Here is an 18,146-nt window from a genome sequence, read left to right on the forward strand (position 1 = left end):
ACGCGGCCGAAGCCGCGTTCAAGTTTGGAGACCCTTCGATGAAGAGTCACTTCTCGCAAAAGAAATCATAGTTCGTGCGCCGCCAGAAATCGAGGCAAAACCGATCAATTAATTATTACCGGATGTGTCGATAATCATCTGGCAAAGAAATATCCGGATTGCGGAACCACTCGACAGTGAAATCTACAAACGTGCGCGTTTTCGCGGGCACGTGGCGTCGACCCGGATAGACGAGCGAGAGCTCTTTATCGGCGTCGCGGATCTCGTAATCGTCGAGCACGCGCACGAGGGCGCCCTGCACCAGATCGGTGTCCACCTGATTCTCCGGCAGGATAGTGATGCCCATGCCAGCCAGTGCCGCCTGACGCAGCATCACTGAATTGTTGACGGCATAGGCCGGCTCGATCCGTACCACCTCGCACACGCCTTCCGCGCTCGCGAACTGCCATTCGTTGCCGTGGATGTCGGCGGACGGAGCGAGCAGCGTATGGTGCGCGAGTTCGGCCGGATGCGCCGGCACGCTGCGGCCGTCGAGGTAGGCGGGCGAAGCCACCGCAACCGGCGTGACCGTGACGAGCGGGCGCCGGATCAACGTGCCGCCGCTGACCTGGCGCGGCGCGACAATGCCCACGTCGAAGCCTTCTTCGATGAGGTCGACGGGGCGATGCAGCAGCGTGAGCGTAAGCCGGACCTGCGCGAATGCAGCGAGATATTGCTTGAGCAGCGGCGTGAGGTCATGCAGCGAAAACGAAGCGTGCGCGACCACGCGAAGTGTGCCCGAAGGCACAGACACGCCGTGCGCGATCTGCGTTTCGACGCGCTCCAGATCTTCGAGCATATGCCGGCACGCCTGGGCATACGCGCTGCCTGCTTCGGTCAGTGAAATGCTGCGGGTATTGCGGTTGATGAGGCGTGTATGGAGATGCGCTTCGAGCAGCGCGACATAGCGCGTGACGACGGCGTTCGAAAGACTGAGACTTGCGGCGGCACGACCGAACGAGCCGTGTTCGGCGACGCTCACGAACACGCGCATCGCCTGGAGCTGATTGATTGTTTTGGGCCGCATCGACATGGGACTGACGGGATTTTCTGCGTTGGGGCGATGTTCGTTTCCATACAGACGAGGCTCGGCGCAGGACTGCGACGCGAACGTTGCCGGATAGTACCGACAGGGAATGCCATCGGGAATGAGATTGTTCCTAAACCGCTATTTGTCTCGAATTAATTGTGTTGTCTCGTGGCAACGCTATATCGGGATAGTGCAGGGGGATGGCCTGTACGTGTGAATTTGAGACTAGGCGCGTGCGTTGACGGTCAAGCGATTGCCGGGAACTCCACGGCAGTATTCGACTTCTTCGAAAAAGCTTTTGTCCTGAAGCGGGATGGCTGGCCTAAAAGTGACACCCATAAACTTTGGCCTGCAAATCAATACGGCGCCAGGTTCGCGGCGCCGGGGGATCAAGCGAGCCGGCGTGTTGCTGGCGGCGTCTACTTTTTGCCGAAAGGCTTTGCATCGAAGGAAGCATATGAAAAAGAGTCTGGCTATCGCGGCCGCAGTTGCCGCGACTTTCGCATCGGCGTCGTACGCGCAAAGCAGCGTGACGCTCTACGGTATCGTCGATGCCGGTTTCACCTACACGACCAACGTGAATGACGGTGCCAAGTACGCACTGGGCAGCGGCAACCTTCAGCAGAGCCGTTGGGGCCTGCGCGGCGCGGAAGATCTCGGTGGCGGCCTGAAGACGATCTTCACCCTCGAAAGCGGTTTCAACATCGCGAACGGCCGCATGGGTAATAGCGTGAACAACGGCATGTTCAACCGCCAGGCTTTCGTTGGCCTCACGCAAGACCAATACGGCACGCTGACGCTCGGCCGCCAGTACGACTCCGTGGTCGACTATCTCGGCCCGCTCATGGCTGTCGGCACGTGGGGCGGTACGTACATGGCGCACGTGGGCGACAACGACAACGGCAATGCCACGTTCTCGCTGAGCAATGCGATCAAGTACACCAGCCCGAACTTCATGGGCTTCCAGTTCGGTGGCGCATACGCGTTCTCGAACCAGTCGGGCTTCGCGAACAACCGCGCGTATAGCGCCGGCGCGAACTATGCAAACGGCGGCCTGCGAGTCGCAGCGGCTTACCTGCAGGCAAACAACGCGGGCGCCCTGAATAACCCCAATGGCGCGATCAACGGCGACCAGTTTGGCGTGGGCGCCCAGCGTACGCGCGTTTGGGGCGGTGGCGTGAGCTATACCTATGGTCCGGCTGTCGGTGGCGTGGTGTTCACGCAATCGCGTCTGAACGGCGACAACGTATCGATCCGCTACAACAACATCGAAGCCAACGTGCACTACAACCTGACGCCGGCACTCGGCATCGGCGCAATGTACGCGTACACCAACGCGAACGGTTCGGTGCTCTCCAACACGGGCGGCGGTCAGACTGCGCACTGGAACCAGTTCGGTCTGCAAGCCGACTACTCGCTCTCGAAGCGCACGGACGTGTACCTCGAGGGCGTGGGCGTGTGGGGCGCCGGCCAGGCTGCGGTGGGCATTACGCAGGTCGGTTTCCAGGGCTCGGACAACTACTCTTCGTCGAAGAACCAGGGCATCGTCACGACGGGTATCCGTCACCGCTTCTAATGACGCGGGCGGCCCGGCTTCTGGCCGGGCTGCGGAATCAGTCAAGAAGTAAAGTAGTAGAAGGTAGTACTTGGGTTAAGGGCGCCGTTCGCGGCGCTCTTTTTTTCGTCATTCGCTTTTTCGTTCCGATGCCTTCGCAGCCGGCGATCGTGCTGCATCGGACGTCTTTGCCGGATTTGTTCTAGCATGTGACGAGGTAGCTGTCGCCTGATGGCGCAGCGCGCCACAACAAAACGGAGAACTCCCATGAAAGCGCTTCGTCCGCTGCAGTTTGCTCTCGCTCTGTGTGTCCTTGCTTCCAGTGCCGCGTTTGCCGACACCGTCGCGCTAAAGGCCGATCTCGAACCTTCCAGCGAAGTGCCGCCGCGCGTGAGCCACGGTCACGGCATGCTCAATGCTACGTTCGACACATCCACGAAGTCGCTGAACTGGACCGTCACTTACGAAGGCCTGTCGGGCCCGGTGATGGCTGCGCATTTCCACGGTCCCGCGCCAGTCGGCCAGAACGCGAACGTGCAGGTGCCGATTCCGAAGGGTGAACTCGCGAGCCCGATCAAGGGTTCCGCGACGCTCAACGAAAAGCAGGTCACCGAGCTGATGGCCGGTCAGTGGTATTTCAACGTTCATACGCAACAGAACCCGTCTGGCGAGATTCGCGGACAAGTACTGCCGGCGAATTGAGCATTCGCTGGTTACGCGGTGCGAGGAGCCATACCCCATGAGTTTGCAAAGCAGGTTGATCTGCTGGTTCTTGCGCCGCAGCTTTCTTCCGGCGACGCGCGGACCCATCGACGTCGCACGGGTGCGCGCGCAAACCGCGAAGCGTGTGTGGCTGCCTCAGGTACCCAAGGGTTGGCAATTGCGTGAGCAGTATCGCGCCGCCACCGCCCATGACGCTTGCGATGCTCCATCGCGTGGCGAATGGCTCGTGCGCGAGGGCGGGGCGCCGCGCACAATTCTCTATCTGCACGGTGGCGGTTACTACTTCTGTTCGCCGAAGACGCACCGTGCAATCACGTTCGGCCTTGCGACGCGCGCCGAGGCCGATCTCTTTTCGCTCGACTATCGACTTGCGCCCGAGCATCCGTTTCCGGCTGCGCTCGACGACGCCCTGGCGGCTTACCGGCGCTTGCTGGCCGATGGTGTGCGCGCGCAGTCGCTCGTGATCGCGGGCGATTCGGCGGGCGGCGGGCTCGCGCTTGCCACGCTCGTCGCATTGCGCGACGCCGGCGATCCGCTGCCGGCCGGCGTGGTGCTCTACTCGCCGTGGACTGATCTGGCGGCCACGGGCGCCTCGATTCGCGAAAACGACGGGCGCGACCCGATGTTCTGCGGCGACGTGTTCGCGCGCGTTGCGCGGCTTTACGTGGGCGAGGCGAGCGCCACCGATCCTTATGCCTCGCCGCTTTACGCCGATCTCCACGGTTTGCCGCCGCTTTTCATGCTGGCAGGCAGCACCGAGACGCTGCTCGACGATACGCGTCGGGTTGCGGAGCGCGCACGTGCCGCAGGCGTAAGCGTCGAGTGCGAGATTGGGCACGACCTACCGCATGTCTGGCCGATTTACGCACCGTTCATGCCCGAGGCGCGGCGCGCGCTCGACGACTCCGCACGTTTCGTGAAGCGGGTGACGATGGGCGACGATACCGCTCGCGCGCAGCGAGCGGTGCATGCGCAAGCGGGCTCCGGGGCGGGCGCTTTGTCTAGTGCGCCGTCGAGCGCACCGTCGGGCGCACAGCGAACGGCTCAGTCGAGCGCAACGTCGATTCCGTCGTAGGCCGCGTGCACGGCGGCCTCGCCGTAGCGGCGCTCGAGTCTGCGCACGGTGAAATGGCCGTGCGCGACGTTCTGGAAGTGATCGATGAACACCGTGTTCACCATGGCGCCGAGCACCGCGCCGATGGCCGGAATCGACTTCGCCGCCACCTGCTCGCTGACCTGCACGGAAAAGCGCGCGGCCACGGTCTGCATGAGCTTGAGCAACGCAGTCGAGCCGTGCGCGGCGAAGCCCTTGGTCGCCATCTCCGACGATGCTTTCGATACCGCCTGCGCAAGGGCGCCGCGCACGATGAAATAGCCGAACTCGGCTTCGTCGTCGGCGGGCGAGCGTCCACCCATGCCGAATACGGTCAGGCACTGGAGCTGGGTGTCGGCGCTCGCGAGGTCTTCGCCTTCGCTGCGCGCGATGTCGCAGATCGAGCGGAACATCAGCGTCGTGGTGACGGGGAGCTCCACCGGCAGCGCGAACAGGCCGAACGCGCCGCCCGCCGCACCCGTGGTGGCGACGGCGAACTTGTGCAGCAGGTTGCTCGGCTTCGCAGCCTGCTTTTCTCCCTGCCTGGCGGCTTGTGCCGAGATTTGCGTCGATCCCGCCGGTGCGGCGGCCCCGGCGACCTCCAGCGCGCCCTCGCTCGGTTTGCCGAGTGTCTTGAGCGCAAGCTGCAGACATTTGCGCAGTGCAGCCTGGGTCGCGTCGGTGACCTTGTCGTTCGCCACGGCGGGCAGCTTCGCGATCAGCTTCTCGACCGGCGCGCCCACGATCGCGGCGAGCTTCATGCCGAGCGGCGGCGTTTCCAGCTCGTGCTTTGCGCGCCTGAGCGCGGCAAGATCGGCTTCGGAAAAATCAGAATATGACCCCATAAATCTCCCGGGAAAACGGTTCGGCGAACGCTGCTCCACGCCCAGTGTAGAGGATCACATCGTGCTATGATTTTGAATCCTTGACGTATCAATCATTGCAGGATCAAAAATGGCCGTCCGTACTGCCGCACATCATTCGAGCGGGCAGGTGCTGCCGTTCCGGGAATCGCTGATGGCGATGCTCGGCATTTCCTTCGTGAGCATGCTGGTTGCGCTGGACCAGACCGTTGTCGGTACCGCGCTGCCGACCATCGTCGCTGAGCTGCGCGGCTTCGAGCTTTACGCGTGGGTCGCCACGTCCTACCTGCTTACCTCGGTTATCACCGTCCCCATTTTCGGCCGCCTCGGCGACTATTACGGGCGCAAGCCGTTCGTGATTGCGTCGATCGTCGTCTTCACCGGCGCTTCCGTGCTGTGCGGCGCGGCCAACAGCATGATGTTCCTCGTGCTTGCCCGCGGCCTTCAGGGCATCGGTGGCGGCATGCTGGTGGGCACCGCGTTCGCCTGCATCCCCGATCTCTTTCCCGATTCGGTCGTGCGCCTGAAGTGGCAGGTGCTGATGAGCTCGGCGTTCGGCATCGCCAACGCGGTGGGGCCGTCGCTCGGCGGCTTTCTCACGCAGTATTACGGCTGGCGTTCGGTGTTTTACGTGAATCTGCCGGTCGGGCTGCTTTCGCTGTTCTTCGTCTGGCGCTATCTGCCGCACCTGCGTCATGTCGCGCACAAGGAGCGCATGCGGCTCGACTGGCCCGGCGCGCTGCTCATTGCCGTGGCGCTCGGCAGCCTGCAACTGTTCGTCGAGCGACTGTCGCAGCACGGCGTGACGTTTTTCTCGCTCGGCCTGCTCGCGCTGGCGGCAGCGTCGGGCTGGGCGCTGTGGCACTGGGAGCGGCGCTGCCCGCAGGCGATTCTGCCCGTCGACATGTTTCGCAACGCGAGCCTCAACGCGCTCTTCACGCTGGCGGTGCTGGGCGGCTTCACAATGTTCTCGCTGCTGTTCTACGCGCCGCTGCTGTTCCAGGGCGGCTTCGGCATGACGCCGAACGAGGCGGGCATGGTCATCACGCCGCTCGTGGTGTTCATCACGATCGGCAGCATCGCGAACGGGCGCATCGTTTCACGCATCCGCAACCCGAACCGGATGCTCTACATCGGCTTTTCGATGCTGGCGTTCGCGTGCTTCGGGGTCGCGCTCGCCACACACAACGCGCCGCGCTCGCTGCTGATGGCGCTCATGATCGTGGGCGGCATCGGGCTTGGCTTCGTGATGCCGAACCTCACCGTGTTCGCGCAGCAGACCGCGGGCCGCGAGCATCTGGGTATCGCTACGGCGCTGCTGCAGTCGCTGCGCATGATCGGCGGGATGTTCGGCACGGCGCTCACGGGCACGATGGTCACGCAGCTTTACACGAGCGGCGTGCAAAAGGCGCTGGACGCCGATCACGCAACGCACTGGTTCGCCCAACTCGCTGACCCGCAGATTCTCATCAACCGCGACGCGCAGCATGTGCTCGTTGGCGAACTCGCGAAGGCCGGGCACAATGGCGCGCCGCTGCTCGAAGCCGCGCGCGAGGCGCTGGTGGGCGCGATTCATCTGGGCATCGCGGTGGCCGCGGCGGTCGCGGTCGTGTCGATCTGGCAGACGCGGCGCGTGCCGCCCGTCAAGCTGCAACGCAAGGTCGAGCCCGTGATTCACGCCGATTGAGCACGCGCCGCGCCTTGGGATTCGCGCGGCTGGCGGTCTGATCGATACGACAGGCACGGTGGGCACGCCAGGGACAATCGGCACGGCAGGCGGAAAAAGACGGTGAGGCACGCAAGGCCACGCTGCCAGAGACAGGAAGACAGGCAGGAACACAGTATGGAAACACAGGACCGCGTCGCCATTGTCCAGCAGTTCGGACGGACTTATCGCACGTTCATGTCGGCGTTCGAGGCGCAGGTGGGGCATCCGTTGCCGCGCTGGCGCATTTTGATCGCGTTGCATGAGCAGAATGGCGAGTCGTCGCAGAAGCGACTCGTCGAGCGTCTGCGCGTGGATCCGGGCGCGCTCACGCGGCAACTGAAGCCGCTGGAGGCGCTGGGCTGGATCGCGCGCAGCGCCGACGCGCGCGACAACCGCATTACCAATGTCCAGCTCACGCAGGCGGGGCACGACGCTGTCGAGGCGGGCATGCCGCGGCGCAATGCGTTCCTGAACCAGACGATGTCGCTGCCCGACGATGCGCTCATGGCGCTGTCGAGCGCATTGCGGATGATGGAGGAGCGCATCGGCGTGGCGGTGGCGCAAGCCGATGCAGCCGCCAGCATAGAAGCGAAGGAAGGACGCGAATAAAACGCGGCCAGACTGCGAGAGCCTGGCCGCCGTGCATCCGCCCTGGATCGAGCTGCGAAGCGGACTACCAAGCAAACTGCAAAACGAACTGCGAAGCAAACTGCAAAGCGAACAGAACGATCAGAAGAACGTTTCGATCACTTCCGTCACGCGATACTGTCCGTCGACCATCAGCACCTGGCGCCACTTGTCGAACGTGAGGCAGGGGTGCGAAATATCGAAGCCGATCATGTCGCCGACCTTGAGATCCGCGCCAGCTGGAATCTGCAGATAGGCGTGCTGATCCATCATCTGGAAGACTGCCCAGCCCTCGTTTGCGGCGATTTCGCGCGGCATGCTGCCACTGTCACGCGAAGGGCGATAGTGGCGCGTCGGCTCGGGAAAGCCCGCATCGAACGCGGCGTCGCGCTTGCCGAAGCCGACGATCGCGCGGCCCGGCTCCGGAATCGACTGCACATAGGCCCACAACTGTAGCGCCGGCAGGAGCGCCACGCCCATCTCGCGCGCGACCGGATTGCGTGTGAGGATTTGCGACTGCGCCTGCTTATAGACGCCCACGTCGTGCGTGAGATAGCAGCCGGGGCGCAGCACGACGTCGATCGTGCCGGCCTGCGCGGCCTTCGAGAATTCCTCGGCCACCACGTCGTACCACGCCGATCCCGCGCCCGAGAGCAGCGCGGGCGAGCGCGAGAAGCGGCCCGCCGCGGCCAGTTCCTCGGTCACGTTGAGGGCGTCGCGCAGGAAGGTGCGCACTTCGCTTTCTTCCTTGAGGATGCCCTCATAGATTTCCACGCCCGCGAGCTTGAGCGAGTCCGGATAGCGCGCGATCGCGTCGAGCACGGCGCGACGCGTGTCCGAATCGCGCACGCCAGTGCGCCCGCGCGGCACGCCCAGTTCGAGCAGCACCTCCAGCGTGCGCTTTGAGGCGCGGAAGAATTCGCCCAGTTGCTCGACGCCCTCCACCGAGTCGACGAGACACAAAAACTCGAAGTCGGGGTCGCTCAGCAGTTCTGCGATGATCGCCATGTTGTGGCGGCCCACGAGCTGGTTTGCCATCAACACGCGCGAGATGCCGCCGCGATACGCGGCGCGCGTCTGGTGCGCGGTGGCGAGCGTGATGCCCCACGCGCCGGTTTCGATCTGGCGGCGAAAGAGCTGCGGCGCCATCGTGGTCTTGCCGTGCGGCGCGAGCTTCACACCGTAGCGCGTGACGAAGTCCTGCATCCATTTGAGGTTGTGTTCGACGCGCTCGGCGTACAGCACGGCCGCCGGCAGGCTCACGTCTTCGGCGAGCAGATTCCACTCGAGGCGCGCCGCGTCTCCCAGCGGGACGCTCGCGCCCGGCAGGTTGCCGAGGCCCTTGCTGTTCGGGTCGATCGTTGCGCTCTGATAGTTTGTAACTTTCATTTCCGTTCGCTCCATCTACTCTCCATTGCGCCTGCCTGCAAGGAAACCGCGCACGCATTGCAGGTTCGGCGTTGACTTGGAGATAGTACACAAAGTACCATCTGTACGGGAAATGTTATTTATTAACAGACTCTCGCAGCCTGTTTATCTGCCCGTCGGTCTGCCCGTTTATTTGTCCACGCATGTGGCCACTTACTGCTCTGAGCCTCGCACGCCCCTCATGAACTCAGCCGCCGAACCAGGACGTTTCGATATCGTCGCCCGCATTGCGCAATGCGTGCCGGATCTGCGTCCGGCCGAGCGCGACGTCGCCGCTCTGATTCTCGACGACCTCGCCGCTGCCGCCCGCGCCAGCATCGGCGAACTGGCGCAGCGCGCGGGCGTGAGCATCGCCTCCGTCACGCGCTTCGCGAAGGCGGTGGGCTGCCACGACGTGCGCGAACTCAAGCTGCGGCTCGCCCAGGCCGCTGCCGTGGGCGAGCGGTTTTTGCGCGCCGCCCAGGAAGACGGCGGCAGCCGGGACGCGGGCAAGGCTGGCCTTCGGAAGCGTCGTGCCGGTGATGCGCCGGCTTCGTCTTCGGCAACGTCTTCGGCGCCTTCCGAGGACGTGCTCGCCACGCGCGTCTACGAAGAAATCCATGCCGCGCTCGCGCGCAATCACGAGTTACTGCGCCAGGCGCCGTTTGCCGAGGCCGCTGCCGCGCTGGCCCAGGCGCGCATGATCTATGTGTTCGGCATGGGCGGCGGCTCCAGCGCGCTCGCCGACGAAATGCGCTTTCGCCTCGTGCGCCTCGGTCGCCCCGTTGCGTCGTATCAGGACAGTCTGCTGCAACGCATGGTCGCGAGCACGCTCTCGCCCGATTGCGTGGTCGTCGCGCTTTCGGTAACAGGGCGCGTGCCCGAGTTGCTCGACGCGTGCCGCATCGCGCGCGATTACGGCGCGAAGCTGATTGCGCTTACCGCGCCGGCGTCGCCGCTCGCGGCGCTCGCCGACTGGCTCGTGCCGCTCGTCGCGAGCGAGACCGATTTCATTTACAAACCTTCGTCGTCGCGATACGCGATGATGATGGCGCTCGATGTGCTCGTGACGGAACTGGCGCTCACGCAGCCCGAAGCGAGCCGCGAATTGCTGCGCCGCATGAAGCTCACGCTCGACGCGCATCGCGGCACGGCCGGGCGCGGCGGCCAGCGCCAGCCGCTCGGCGATTGATCGCTTTGCATGGGAACGGGGTAAGGTCTGAAGCACGCACCCCGTATCGATAACTTTGAACAGAACCGCTTAAGCGCGGTATCGACAGGAGACTCAAGCCATGCATTCGCATCCGGAAGCTGCAGATACCCTGATCGTCGGCGCAACGCTCTACGACGGCACGGGCGCGCCGAGCGTCGAGCGCGATGTCGCGCTGCGCGATGGCCGCATCGTCGCCATCGGCAATCTGTCGAACTGGCTCGCGGAGGACGTGATCGAGGCCAATGGGCGTGCGCTCGCGCCGGGCTTTATCGACGTCCACACGCACGACGACACGCATGTGATCCGCTCGCCGCAGATGTTGCCGAAGATCAGTCAGGGCGTGACCACGGTGATCGTCGGCAATTGCGGGATCAGCGCTTCGCCGGTGTCGCTCAAGGGTGAGCCCCCCGATCCGATGAACCTGCTCGGCGAGCGCGACGCGTTCCAGTATCCGACGTTCGCCGCCTACGTGGACGCCGTGAACGGCGCGAAGCCGGCGGTGAACGTGGGTGCGCTGATCGGCCATACGGCGCTGCGCAACAACCACATGGACGATCTCAAGCGCGCCGCCACCGGCGACGAGATCGCAGCGATGCGTGCGCAACTCGAAGAGGCGCTCGCCCATGGCGCGCTTGGGCTCTCCACCGGGCTCGCCTATGGCAACGCCTTTGCGGCATCGACCGAGGAAGTCGCCTCGCTCGCCGAACCGCTCGCCGTCGCCGGCGCGCTCTACACGACGCATATGCGCACCGAGTTCGACGCCATCCTCGAGGCTATGGAGGAGGCGTATCACATCGGCAAGCATGCACGCGTACCGGTCGTCATTTCGCACCTGAAGTGTGCGGGCCCGTCGAACTGGGGGCGCAGCACGGAAGTGCTCGCGTCGCTCGAAGGCGCGCGCAAGTATCAGCCGGTGGGTTGCGACTGCTATCCATACAGCCGCAGCTCGTCCACGCTCGACCTCAAGCAGGTGACGGGCGACATCGACATCACGATCACGTGGTCGACGCCGCATCCCGAGCAGGCGGGCAAGCTCATCAAGGACATCGCGGCCGAATGGGGCGTCTCGCAGCAGGAGGCCGGCAAGCGCCTGCAGCCGGCGGGCGCGGTCTATCACAACATGTCCGAGGACGATGTGCGCCGCATCCTCTCGCATCCGATGACGATGGTGGGCTCGGACGGCCTGCCGAACGACCCGCTGCCGCATCCGCGCCTGTGGGGCGCGTTTCCGCGCGTGCTGGGGCATTACGCGCGCGACGTGGCGCTGCTGCCGCTCGAAGAGGCAGTGCGCAAGATGACGGGTTTATCGGCGCGGCGCTTTGGCCTCACTCAGCGCGGCGAGGTGCATGTGGGTTGGCACGCCGACCTCGTGCTGTTCGATCCCGCGAAGGTGCGCGACGCCGCGACCTTCGAGAAGCCGCAGCAAGTGGCCGAAGGCATCGACGCGGTGTGGGTGAACGGTGTGCTTTCGTACCGCGACGGCCAGCCGACGGGCGACAGCGCGGGACACTTCGTCGCGCGAGGTACGCGCGATGCGCAGGTGTTCTAAGCAACGCGTACTGGGTTTTTTACGCAAACAGAATTTCGACCACCAGGCGTGCGCGGCATCCGGCGTCAGTCGCGAAGCCGCATGCACCGCACGAACTCAAAGGAGCAAACGATGAAACGAATTGGAGCGGAAGGCGGCAAGGGCCAGGGCGGACAACATCTGCCGTTCGCGCGCGCGGTGGAAGCCGACGGCTGGCTGTACGTCTCGGGCCAGACGCCGATGGAAGGCGGCGAGGTGATCAACGGCGGCATCGTCGAGCAATCGCACAAGGCCATTCAGAATTTGTTCGCCATCCTCAAGGAAGCCGGCTATGGCGCGGAGCACGTGGTGCGCTGCGGCGTCTGGCTCGACGACGCGCGTGACTTCCAGTCGTTCAACAAGGTGTTCCGCGAATACTTCGGCGAGCATCCGCCGGCACGCGCCTGCGTACAGTCGAGCATGGTGGTGGACTGCAAGGTCGAGGTCGATTGCGTCGCGTATAAGGCGCCGGCCGGGAAGTAAGGGCTGGTTGGCGTGGCGCGAGAGCGCTGCACAAAAGGGGAAGAAACGGCTGCCGGGTTATCTGGCGGCTGTTTTGTTATTCGCGCCGCCACCGCGCGGCGTGCCTTGCGTGATACGCAACTCGATCTTCATGCCGGCGGCCACGGCCATGTTGATGAGCGAGTCGAGCGAGAACAACTCGATCTTGCCGCGCACGAGATCTGACACGCGCGGCTGCGTCACGCCAAAAAGCTGGGCCGCCTGCGCCTGGCTCATCGTGTTGCGCTTGATGTATTCCTCGAGTGCGATCATCAGATCGCTGCGCAGCGTCATGTTTTGCGCGGCTTCGGGCGTGTCTTCGATGGCGTCCCAAACGCTGTCGAACTGCTGAGTCTTCACGGTTCGTGCTCCTGTTTGATGGCAGCGCGATAACGCTGCCTGGCGAGGGAAAGGTCGGTGAACGCCGTCTTTTCCGTTTTCTTCTTGAAGCAGTGCAGCACGTGAACGGCCACTGGCTTTACATCGCTGATGTTATACAAAATTTTATATGTCCTCCGGAGGGTAAGCCGCCCAGCGAAAGCCAGGAATGACATGGCTCAAGTCTCCGAATGAACGGGTGTTTGCGCCCCCGATTGCATCAAGCGCCAACGCACTTCGCAGCCCCGTTGGCCATCCGGCCAAGTGAAATTCCCAATATTTGAGCGACCCAATCACATATTGGAGATCGCGGAAAGATCGACCTACAATCCGAACCATCCGACATGACGCGCCACGCGCTCCAGACAAGCGCGTACCGAGTGCAAGTCGGCTCAATCCAGACAAAAGCCCGCGGCCGCGCAAGACAAGCGTTCCAGCGGGCAAATCGGAGACGTCAGCCATGTTCCAGCCCGCGAAGTGCGCGGCCTCGTGCCGTCCGCCGTCACGCGCGAAAGCGCGCCCTTGCTTTGCGCACATGGCCCGCAGGCTGTCGTTCGACGCCGTGCGTTTATCCCCGTCTTTCTGATCGACCTCGCCATGAATAAAGCGATGTCCCCGAATTTGGCCGAGCGCTTCGCGAGCGCCGAAGACACGTCAGCCGCTCAATCCGCCGCAGCCGCTCCGGCGGGGGCGGCCACTGGCCGCGCGCAGCCGCAAGCCAAATCGCGCGCCGGCGCTGACGAAATCGTCGGCTTGCCGGGCGCGCTGCTCGACGGCTCGGCACAAGCCGGCACGCAGACGCTCTTGCGCGGCCTCGCCATTCTCGAAGCCGCTGCTGCCGGTGTGCGCGATCTGCGCTCGTTCGGCGCCGTGCTCGGCACGACGCGCAGCACCACGCACCGGCTCGTTTCGAGCCTCGTGCAGGCGCGTTACCTGCGCCAGGTGCAGGGCGGCTATCTGCTAGGACCCAAGCTCATCGAGCTCGGCACGATCGCGCTCGAGCAGATGCCGCTCACGGCCGTGGCGCGCACGCACCTCGAAGCGCTCGCCGAGGCGACGCTCGACACGATCCACCTGGGCGTGCGCGACGGCGACGACGTGCTCTACATCGACAAGATTCCCGGCCAGCGCGGCCTTGAAATGCGCTCGCGCGTGGGGCATCGCATGCCGCTCGCGTCCACGGGCATCGGCAAGGCGATGATGCTCGACCTCACGCCGCAGTCCTGGCGCGATTTGTTCGAGGCGTCGCGTCGCGCGCTCGCGGGCGTGAGCTTTCGCCCCGATCACAATCTCGATCCCGACACCTTCCTCAAGCGCATGGCCACGTACTCGGCAGGCGGTTACACGTTCGATCTTGAGGAAAACGAAATTTCGATCCGCTGCGTGGCCGCGCCGGTGCGCGACGCGTCGGGGGCGATCGTGGCGGCGCTTTCGGTGGCGAGCACGATTCCCTATATGCCGCTCGAACGCATGGACGAGTTGATTCCGGTCGTGCAGCGCGAGGCGCGCGCGATTTCGCAGGAACTCGGCTGGCGTGTGCCGCAGCCCACAACGCGCAGGATCCGCCGATGACCGCGCGCACGACAGCAGCTCACGGGGAACCGGGCAAGCAGGACGCCGCCCGCGCGAAGCAGGCCGTGCTTATCGCGCTCGACTGGGGCACGACTTCGTTGCGCGCGTATCTCTTCGATGCGGCGGGCGAGGTGCTCGACACGCGCATCTCGACGGCAGGGATCATGAATCTGCCGGTGCCGGCCGAAGAGGGCGGCTTCGATGCCGCATTCGACGAGGCCTGCGGCGTGTGGCTCGCACAGGCGGGCGTGCTGCCGGTGCTCGCGGCGGGCATGGTCGGCAGTGCGCAGGGCTGGGTGCAGGCGCCATATGTGGAAACGCCCGCGGGCGAGGACGCGCTCGTGGCCGGCATCGTCAAGGTGCGCGCCGCCAGTGGCGTGGAGATGGCCGTGGTGCCGGGCGTGCTGGAGCCGGGCGCGTTGCCCAACGTGATGCGCGGCGAGGAAACGCAGATCTTTGGAGCGCTCGGCGCGCAGGGTGGCGCGGATGCGGCGCCAGTGAGTCAACCGGCGGCGCAGGTAGGGACACAGACAGCGACACAGACAGCGACACAGGCAGCGACACAGCCGGCGCTGATCGGCCTGCCTGGCACGCACGCGAAATGGGTGATGGTGGAGGGGGCACGCATTGCGCGCTTCTACACCTTCATGACGGGCGAGGTCTACGCGGTGCTCACCGCACACACGATCCTCGGCCGCACGATGAAGCGGCCCGTCGCGCCCGATACGGCGGCGTTCGTGCGCGGCGTGACGGTGGCGCGCGAACACGGTTGTGCGGGCGTGCTGGCGACGGCGTTCAGCACGCGCACGCTCGGCCTCACCGATCAACTGGCCGCCGACGAGCAGCCCGACTATCTATCGGGCCTCCTGATCGGTCACGAGCTGGCGGGGCTCGAAGCAGTGCTCGCGCGCCGCGACGTGGAGCTGGCCGCATGCGCGCCGCGGCTGATCGGCGCCGATGCGCTGTGCGAGCGCTATCGGCTCGCGCTCGCGCAGTTTGGCTGCGGCGGTGCGCAGATTGTGCATCGGGCGACCGAGCGCGGGCTGTGGCGCATCGCGGTGCGCGCGGGCCTCGTCGTCGCATCGGACAGGACGGACCAAACGGTCTGAGCGGCTGAACGGCCCGATCGGCTTGAGCGACAGAGCGGCGCGGAACGCGCCAGGTGTGCATGACGCGCAGAACGCAAACCACAGGACTAGCACGATGGAACCCGAATTGAATTTGCCCGCTCCATACACGCCTCACGCGGGCTTCATGGCGGCATTCGGCGCGTGCCGGATGATCGCAATCGTGCGCGGCATCAAGCCCGCCGAGGCTGCCGATCATGGCCGCGCGCTCTACGAGGCGGGCTTCAGGGTCATCGAAGTGCCGCTCAATTCGCCGTCGCCGCTCGAGAGCATCGCGGCGCTACGCGCGGCGATGCCCGCCGACGTCATGGTCGGCGCGGGCACGGTGCTCACGACCGAGCGCGTGCGCGACGTGAAGGCCGCGGGCGGCGAGTTGATCGTGATGCCGCACGCGGACACCGACGTGATTCTCGCGGCCAAACTGCAAGGCCTCGCGTGCGTGCCGGGCGTGGCGACGCCGACTGAAGCGTTCGCCGCGCTCAAATGCGGCGCCGACGCGCTCAAGATGTTTCCCGCCGAGCAACTGGGCCCGGAGGTGACGAAGGCGTGGCGCGCGGTGATTCCCGGCGTCGTGCCGCTTCTGCCCGTGGGCGGCGTGAAGCCGGACAACATGGGGCCGCAACTCGCGGCGGGCGCGAGCGGCTTCGGCCTCGGCTCCGCGCTCTACAAGCCGGGCCAGGACGTGGCGGCAACGCGCGCGAACGCGCTCGCGTTCATCGCGGGATGGAGCGCAACGCAAAGTGCGCAAGGAGCGAAGGCATGAACCGGCTGGCGGGCAAGGTCGCGCTCGTGACCGGCGCGGGACGCGGCATTGGTGCCGCGATCGCGCGTGCGTTCGCGACCGAGGGTGCGGCGGTTGTGATCGCCGAACTCGACGGCGCGGCGGCCGAGGCGACGGCGCGCGAAATCGCGCAGACCCAGCCAGGCGCACGCACGCTCGCCATCCCCACCGACGTCACGCAAGCCGCGTCGGTGCAAGCGGCCGTGGCGGAGGCCGAGCGAGCGTTCGGCCCCGTCGACGTGCTCGTGAACAACGCCGGCATCAACGTGTTCGCCGATCCGCTCACCATGACCGACGAAGACTGGCGCCGCTGCTTCGCCGTCGATCTGGACGGCGTCTGGAACGGTTGCCGCGCCGTGCTGCCGGGTATGGTCGAGCGCCGCGCGGGCAGCATCGTGAATATCGCCTCGACGCACGCGTTCCAGATCATTCCGGGCTGCTTTCCGTACCCGGTCGCCAAGCACGGCGTGATTGGCCTCACGCGCGCGCTCGGCATCGAATATGCGCCGAGGAACGTGCGCGTAAACGCGATCGCGCCGGGCTACATCGAGACGCAGCTCACGCACGACTGGTGGAACGCGCAGCCCGACCGCGAGGCGGCGCGCCGCGCGACGCTCGAATTGCCGCCGATGAAGCGCATCGGCCGGCCGGAGGAAGTGGCGATGACGGCTGTGTTCCTCGCCTCGGACGAGGCGCCGTTCATCAACGCGAGCTGCATCACGATCGATGGCGGGCGCACGGCGCTGCACCACGAGTGAAGCAAGCCTGGTAGTACTGATAACGGCAACGACAGCAGCACCGAGCAGCAGCACCGAGCAGCACGAAGGCAAGAACACGCAGCACTTTCGCCGCAGCGCTGGCCGCGCGCGGGCGGATGAAGAAAAAAGGCGGCCGCCACCTTCCCGTGACTGAAGAAGACAGGAGACTGACACCATGCAACGCAGGATTTTCCTCACGCTGTTGGCCGCCGCGACGACCGCCGTGCTTGCACAGGCGCCCGTTGCGCAGGCCGCCGAACCGGTCAAGATCGGCTTTCTCGTGAAGCAGCCCGAAGAGCCGTGGTTCCAGGACGAATGGAAGTTCGCCGAGACGGCTGCCAAGAAAGACGGCTTCACGCTCGTGAAGATCGGCGCGCCTTCGGGCGAGAAGGTCATGAGCGCGATCGACAACCTCGCGGCGCAAAAGGCCCAGGGCTTCATCATCTGCACGCCCGACGTGAAGCTCGGGCCGGGCATCGTCGCCAAGGCCAAGGCCGACAAGCTCAAGATGATGACCGTGGACGACCGCCTCGTCGACGGCGCGGGCAAGCCGATCGAAGCCGTGCCGCACATGGGCATCTCCGCTTACAACATCGGCAAGCAGGTGGGCGACGGCATCGCCGCCGAGATCAAGAAGCGTGGCTGGGACATGAAGGACGTGGGCGCTATCGATGTGACCTACGAGCAGTTGCCGACCGCGCACGACCGCACGACGGGCGCGACCGACGCGCTCGTGGCCGCGGGCTTCCCGAAGGCCAACATCATTGCCGCGCCGCAGGCGAAGACCGACACGGAAAACGCCTTCAACGCCGCCAACATCGCGCTCACCAAGAACCCGCAGTTCAAGCACTGGGTGGCGTACGGCCTGAACGACGAAGCCGTGCTGGGTGCGGTGCGCGCCGCGGAAGGCCGCGGCTTCAAGGCCGACAACATGATCGGCATCGGCATCGGCGGCTCGGACTCGGCGCTCAACGAGTTCAAGAAGCCGGAGCGCACGGGCTTCTACGGCACGGTCATCATCAGCCCGAAGCGCCACGGCGAAGAGACCTCGGAGCTCATGTACGCGTGGATCACACAGGGCAAGACCCCGCCGATGCTCACGCTCACGACCGGCATGCTGGCGACGCGCGACAACGTGGGCCAGGTGCGCGAGCAGATGGGTCTCGCTTCGAAGTAAGGGCGCGGAGTCACCGCGTGTCACCGG

General features: G+C 65.2%; 18 protein-coding genes. 13 read left to right on the forward strand and 5 right to left on the reverse strand.

Features of this window, described 5'->3' with window-relative positions:
* Positions 1-115 precede the first annotated feature (115 nt).
* Positions 116-1,066 carry a LysR family transcriptional regulator gene (locus L5014_RS13530; RefSeq protein ID WP_238464254.1) on the reverse strand — a complete coding sequence of 317 codons (951 nt, stop codon included), beginning with the start codon at positions 1,064-1,066 and terminating at the stop codon, positions 116-118.
* 460 nt (positions 1,067-1,526) lie between these two features.
* Here L5014_RS13530 and L5014_RS13535 point away from each other — a divergent pair, with 460 nt between their 5' ends.
* The 3 genes from L5014_RS13535 (at position 1,527) to L5014_RS13545 (ending at position 4,422) form a co-directional block, all read left to right on the forward strand.
* Complete coding sequence (locus L5014_RS13535) at positions 1,527-2,645, forward strand: porin (protein ID WP_238464255.1); 1,119 nt, start codon at positions 1,527-1,529, stop codon at positions 2,643-2,645.
* A gap of 246 nt (positions 2,646-2,891) precedes the next feature.
* Complete coding sequence (locus L5014_RS13540; RefSeq protein WP_238464256.1) at positions 2,892-3,326, forward strand: CHRD domain-containing protein; 435 nt, start codon at positions 2,892-2,894, stop codon at positions 3,324-3,326.
* Positions 3,327-3,363: 37 nt separating this feature from the next.
* Positions 3,364-4,422 (forward strand): alpha/beta hydrolase, encoded by a 1,059-nt coding sequence (locus tag L5014_RS13545; protein ID WP_238464257.1) that lies wholly within the window; start codon positions 3,364-3,366, stop codon positions 4,420-4,422.
* On the opposite strand, the gene L5014_RS13550 is transcribed toward L5014_RS13545, so the two are convergent.
* Positions 4,392-5,285, reverse strand: a complete 894-nt coding sequence (locus tag L5014_RS13550) for an EcsC family protein (RefSeq protein ID WP_238464258.1) — start codon at positions 5,283-5,285, stop codon at positions 4,392-4,394. The genes L5014_RS13545 and L5014_RS13550 overlap by 31 nt on opposite strands.
* A gap of 109 nt (positions 5,286-5,394) precedes the next feature.
* On the opposite strand from L5014_RS13550, the gene L5014_RS13555 reads away from it, so the two are divergent.
* Both L5014_RS13555 and L5014_RS13560 read left to right on the forward strand, forming a co-directional pair.
* On the forward strand, positions 5,395-6,990 hold the full coding sequence (locus L5014_RS13555) for an MDR family MFS transporter (protein WP_238464259.1): 1,596 nt from the start codon (positions 5,395-5,397) through the stop codon (positions 6,988-6,990).
* Between the two features lie 156 nt (positions 6,991-7,146).
* A complete protein-coding gene (locus L5014_RS13560; protein WP_238464260.1) occupies positions 7,147-7,620 on the forward strand; it encodes a MarR family winged helix-turn-helix transcriptional regulator in 474 nt (157 codons plus the stop codon).
* A 120-nt stretch (positions 7,621-7,740) separates the two neighbouring features.
* On the opposite strand, the gene L5014_RS13565 is transcribed toward L5014_RS13560, so the two are convergent.
* A complete protein-coding gene (locus L5014_RS13565) occupies positions 7,741-9,027 on the reverse strand; it encodes an amino acid deaminase (RefSeq protein ID WP_238464261.1) in 1,287 nt (428 codons plus the stop codon).
* 220 nt (positions 9,028-9,247) lie between these two features.
* Here L5014_RS13565 and L5014_RS13570 point away from each other — a divergent pair, with 220 nt between their 5' ends.
* From L5014_RS13570 to L5014_RS13580, 3 genes are all read left to right on the forward strand, one after another.
* Entirely contained in the window at positions 9,248-10,237 is a 990-nt protein-coding gene (locus L5014_RS13570; protein WP_238464262.1) for a MurR/RpiR family transcriptional regulator, read from the forward strand.
* A gap of 100 nt (positions 10,238-10,337) precedes the next feature.
* Entirely contained in the window at positions 10,338-11,807 is a 1,470-nt protein-coding gene (locus L5014_RS13575; RefSeq protein ID WP_238464263.1) for an N-acyl-D-amino-acid deacylase family protein, read from the forward strand.
* A gap of 111 nt (positions 11,808-11,918) precedes the next feature.
* On the forward strand, positions 11,919-12,308 hold the full coding sequence (locus L5014_RS13580; RefSeq protein ID WP_028216230.1) for a RidA family protein: 390 nt from the start codon (positions 11,919-11,921) through the stop codon (positions 12,306-12,308).
* Between the two features lie 57 nt (positions 12,309-12,365).
* Here L5014_RS13580 and L5014_RS13585 read toward each other — a convergent pair whose 3' ends face one another.
* Together L5014_RS13585 and L5014_RS13590 are read right to left on the reverse strand one after the other, a co-directional pair.
* Complete coding sequence (locus L5014_RS13585) at positions 12,366-12,686, reverse strand: helix-turn-helix domain-containing protein (protein ID WP_238464264.1); 321 nt, start codon at positions 12,684-12,686, stop codon at positions 12,366-12,368.
* Positions 12,683-12,880: a type II toxin-antitoxin system RelE/ParE family toxin gene (locus L5014_RS13590; protein ID WP_238464265.1), complete on the reverse strand. Its 198-nt coding sequence runs from the start codon at positions 12,878-12,880 to the stop codon at positions 12,683-12,685. Before L5014_RS13590 ends, L5014_RS13585 begins: the two co-directional genes overlap by 4 nt.
* Positions 12,881-13,301: 421 nt before the next feature.
* On the opposite strand from L5014_RS13590, the gene L5014_RS13595 reads away from it, so the two are divergent.
* The 5 genes from L5014_RS13595 to L5014_RS13615 all read left to right on the forward strand — a co-directional run bounded on the left by L5014_RS13595 (position 13,302) and on the right by L5014_RS13615 (position 18,119).
* Positions 13,302-14,276 carry an IclR family transcriptional regulator gene (locus L5014_RS13595; protein WP_238464266.1) on the forward strand — a complete coding sequence of 325 codons (975 nt, stop codon included), beginning with the start codon at positions 13,302-13,304 and terminating at the stop codon, positions 14,274-14,276.
* Entirely contained in the window at positions 14,273-15,385 is a 1,113-nt protein-coding gene (locus tag L5014_RS13600) for a 2-dehydro-3-deoxygalactonokinase (RefSeq protein ID WP_238464267.1), read from the forward strand. Before L5014_RS13595 ends, L5014_RS13600 begins: the two co-directional genes overlap by 4 nt.
* Positions 15,386-15,479: 94 nt before the next feature.
* Positions 15,480-16,166 carry a 2-dehydro-3-deoxy-6-phosphogalactonate aldolase gene (locus L5014_RS13605; RefSeq protein ID WP_238464268.1) on the forward strand — a complete coding sequence of 229 codons (687 nt, stop codon included), beginning with the start codon at positions 15,480-15,482 and terminating at the stop codon, positions 16,164-16,166.
* A complete protein-coding gene (locus L5014_RS13610; protein ID WP_238464269.1) occupies positions 16,163-16,942 on the forward strand; it encodes an SDR family oxidoreductase in 780 nt (259 codons plus the stop codon). The genes L5014_RS13605 and L5014_RS13610 overlap by 4 nt, the downstream gene beginning before the upstream one ends.
* Before the next feature lie 175 nt (positions 16,943-17,117).
* On the forward strand, positions 17,118-18,119 hold the full coding sequence (locus L5014_RS13615) for an arabinose ABC transporter substrate-binding protein (RefSeq protein WP_238464270.1): 1,002 nt from the start codon (positions 17,118-17,120) through the stop codon (positions 18,117-18,119).
* Positions 18,120-18,146 lie beyond the last annotated feature (27 nt).

This window comes from Paraburkholderia tagetis, from assembly GCF_022213065.1.
GTDB classification, from domain to species: domain Bacteria; phylum Pseudomonadota; class Gammaproteobacteria; order Burkholderiales; family Burkholderiaceae; genus Paraburkholderia; species Paraburkholderia tagetis.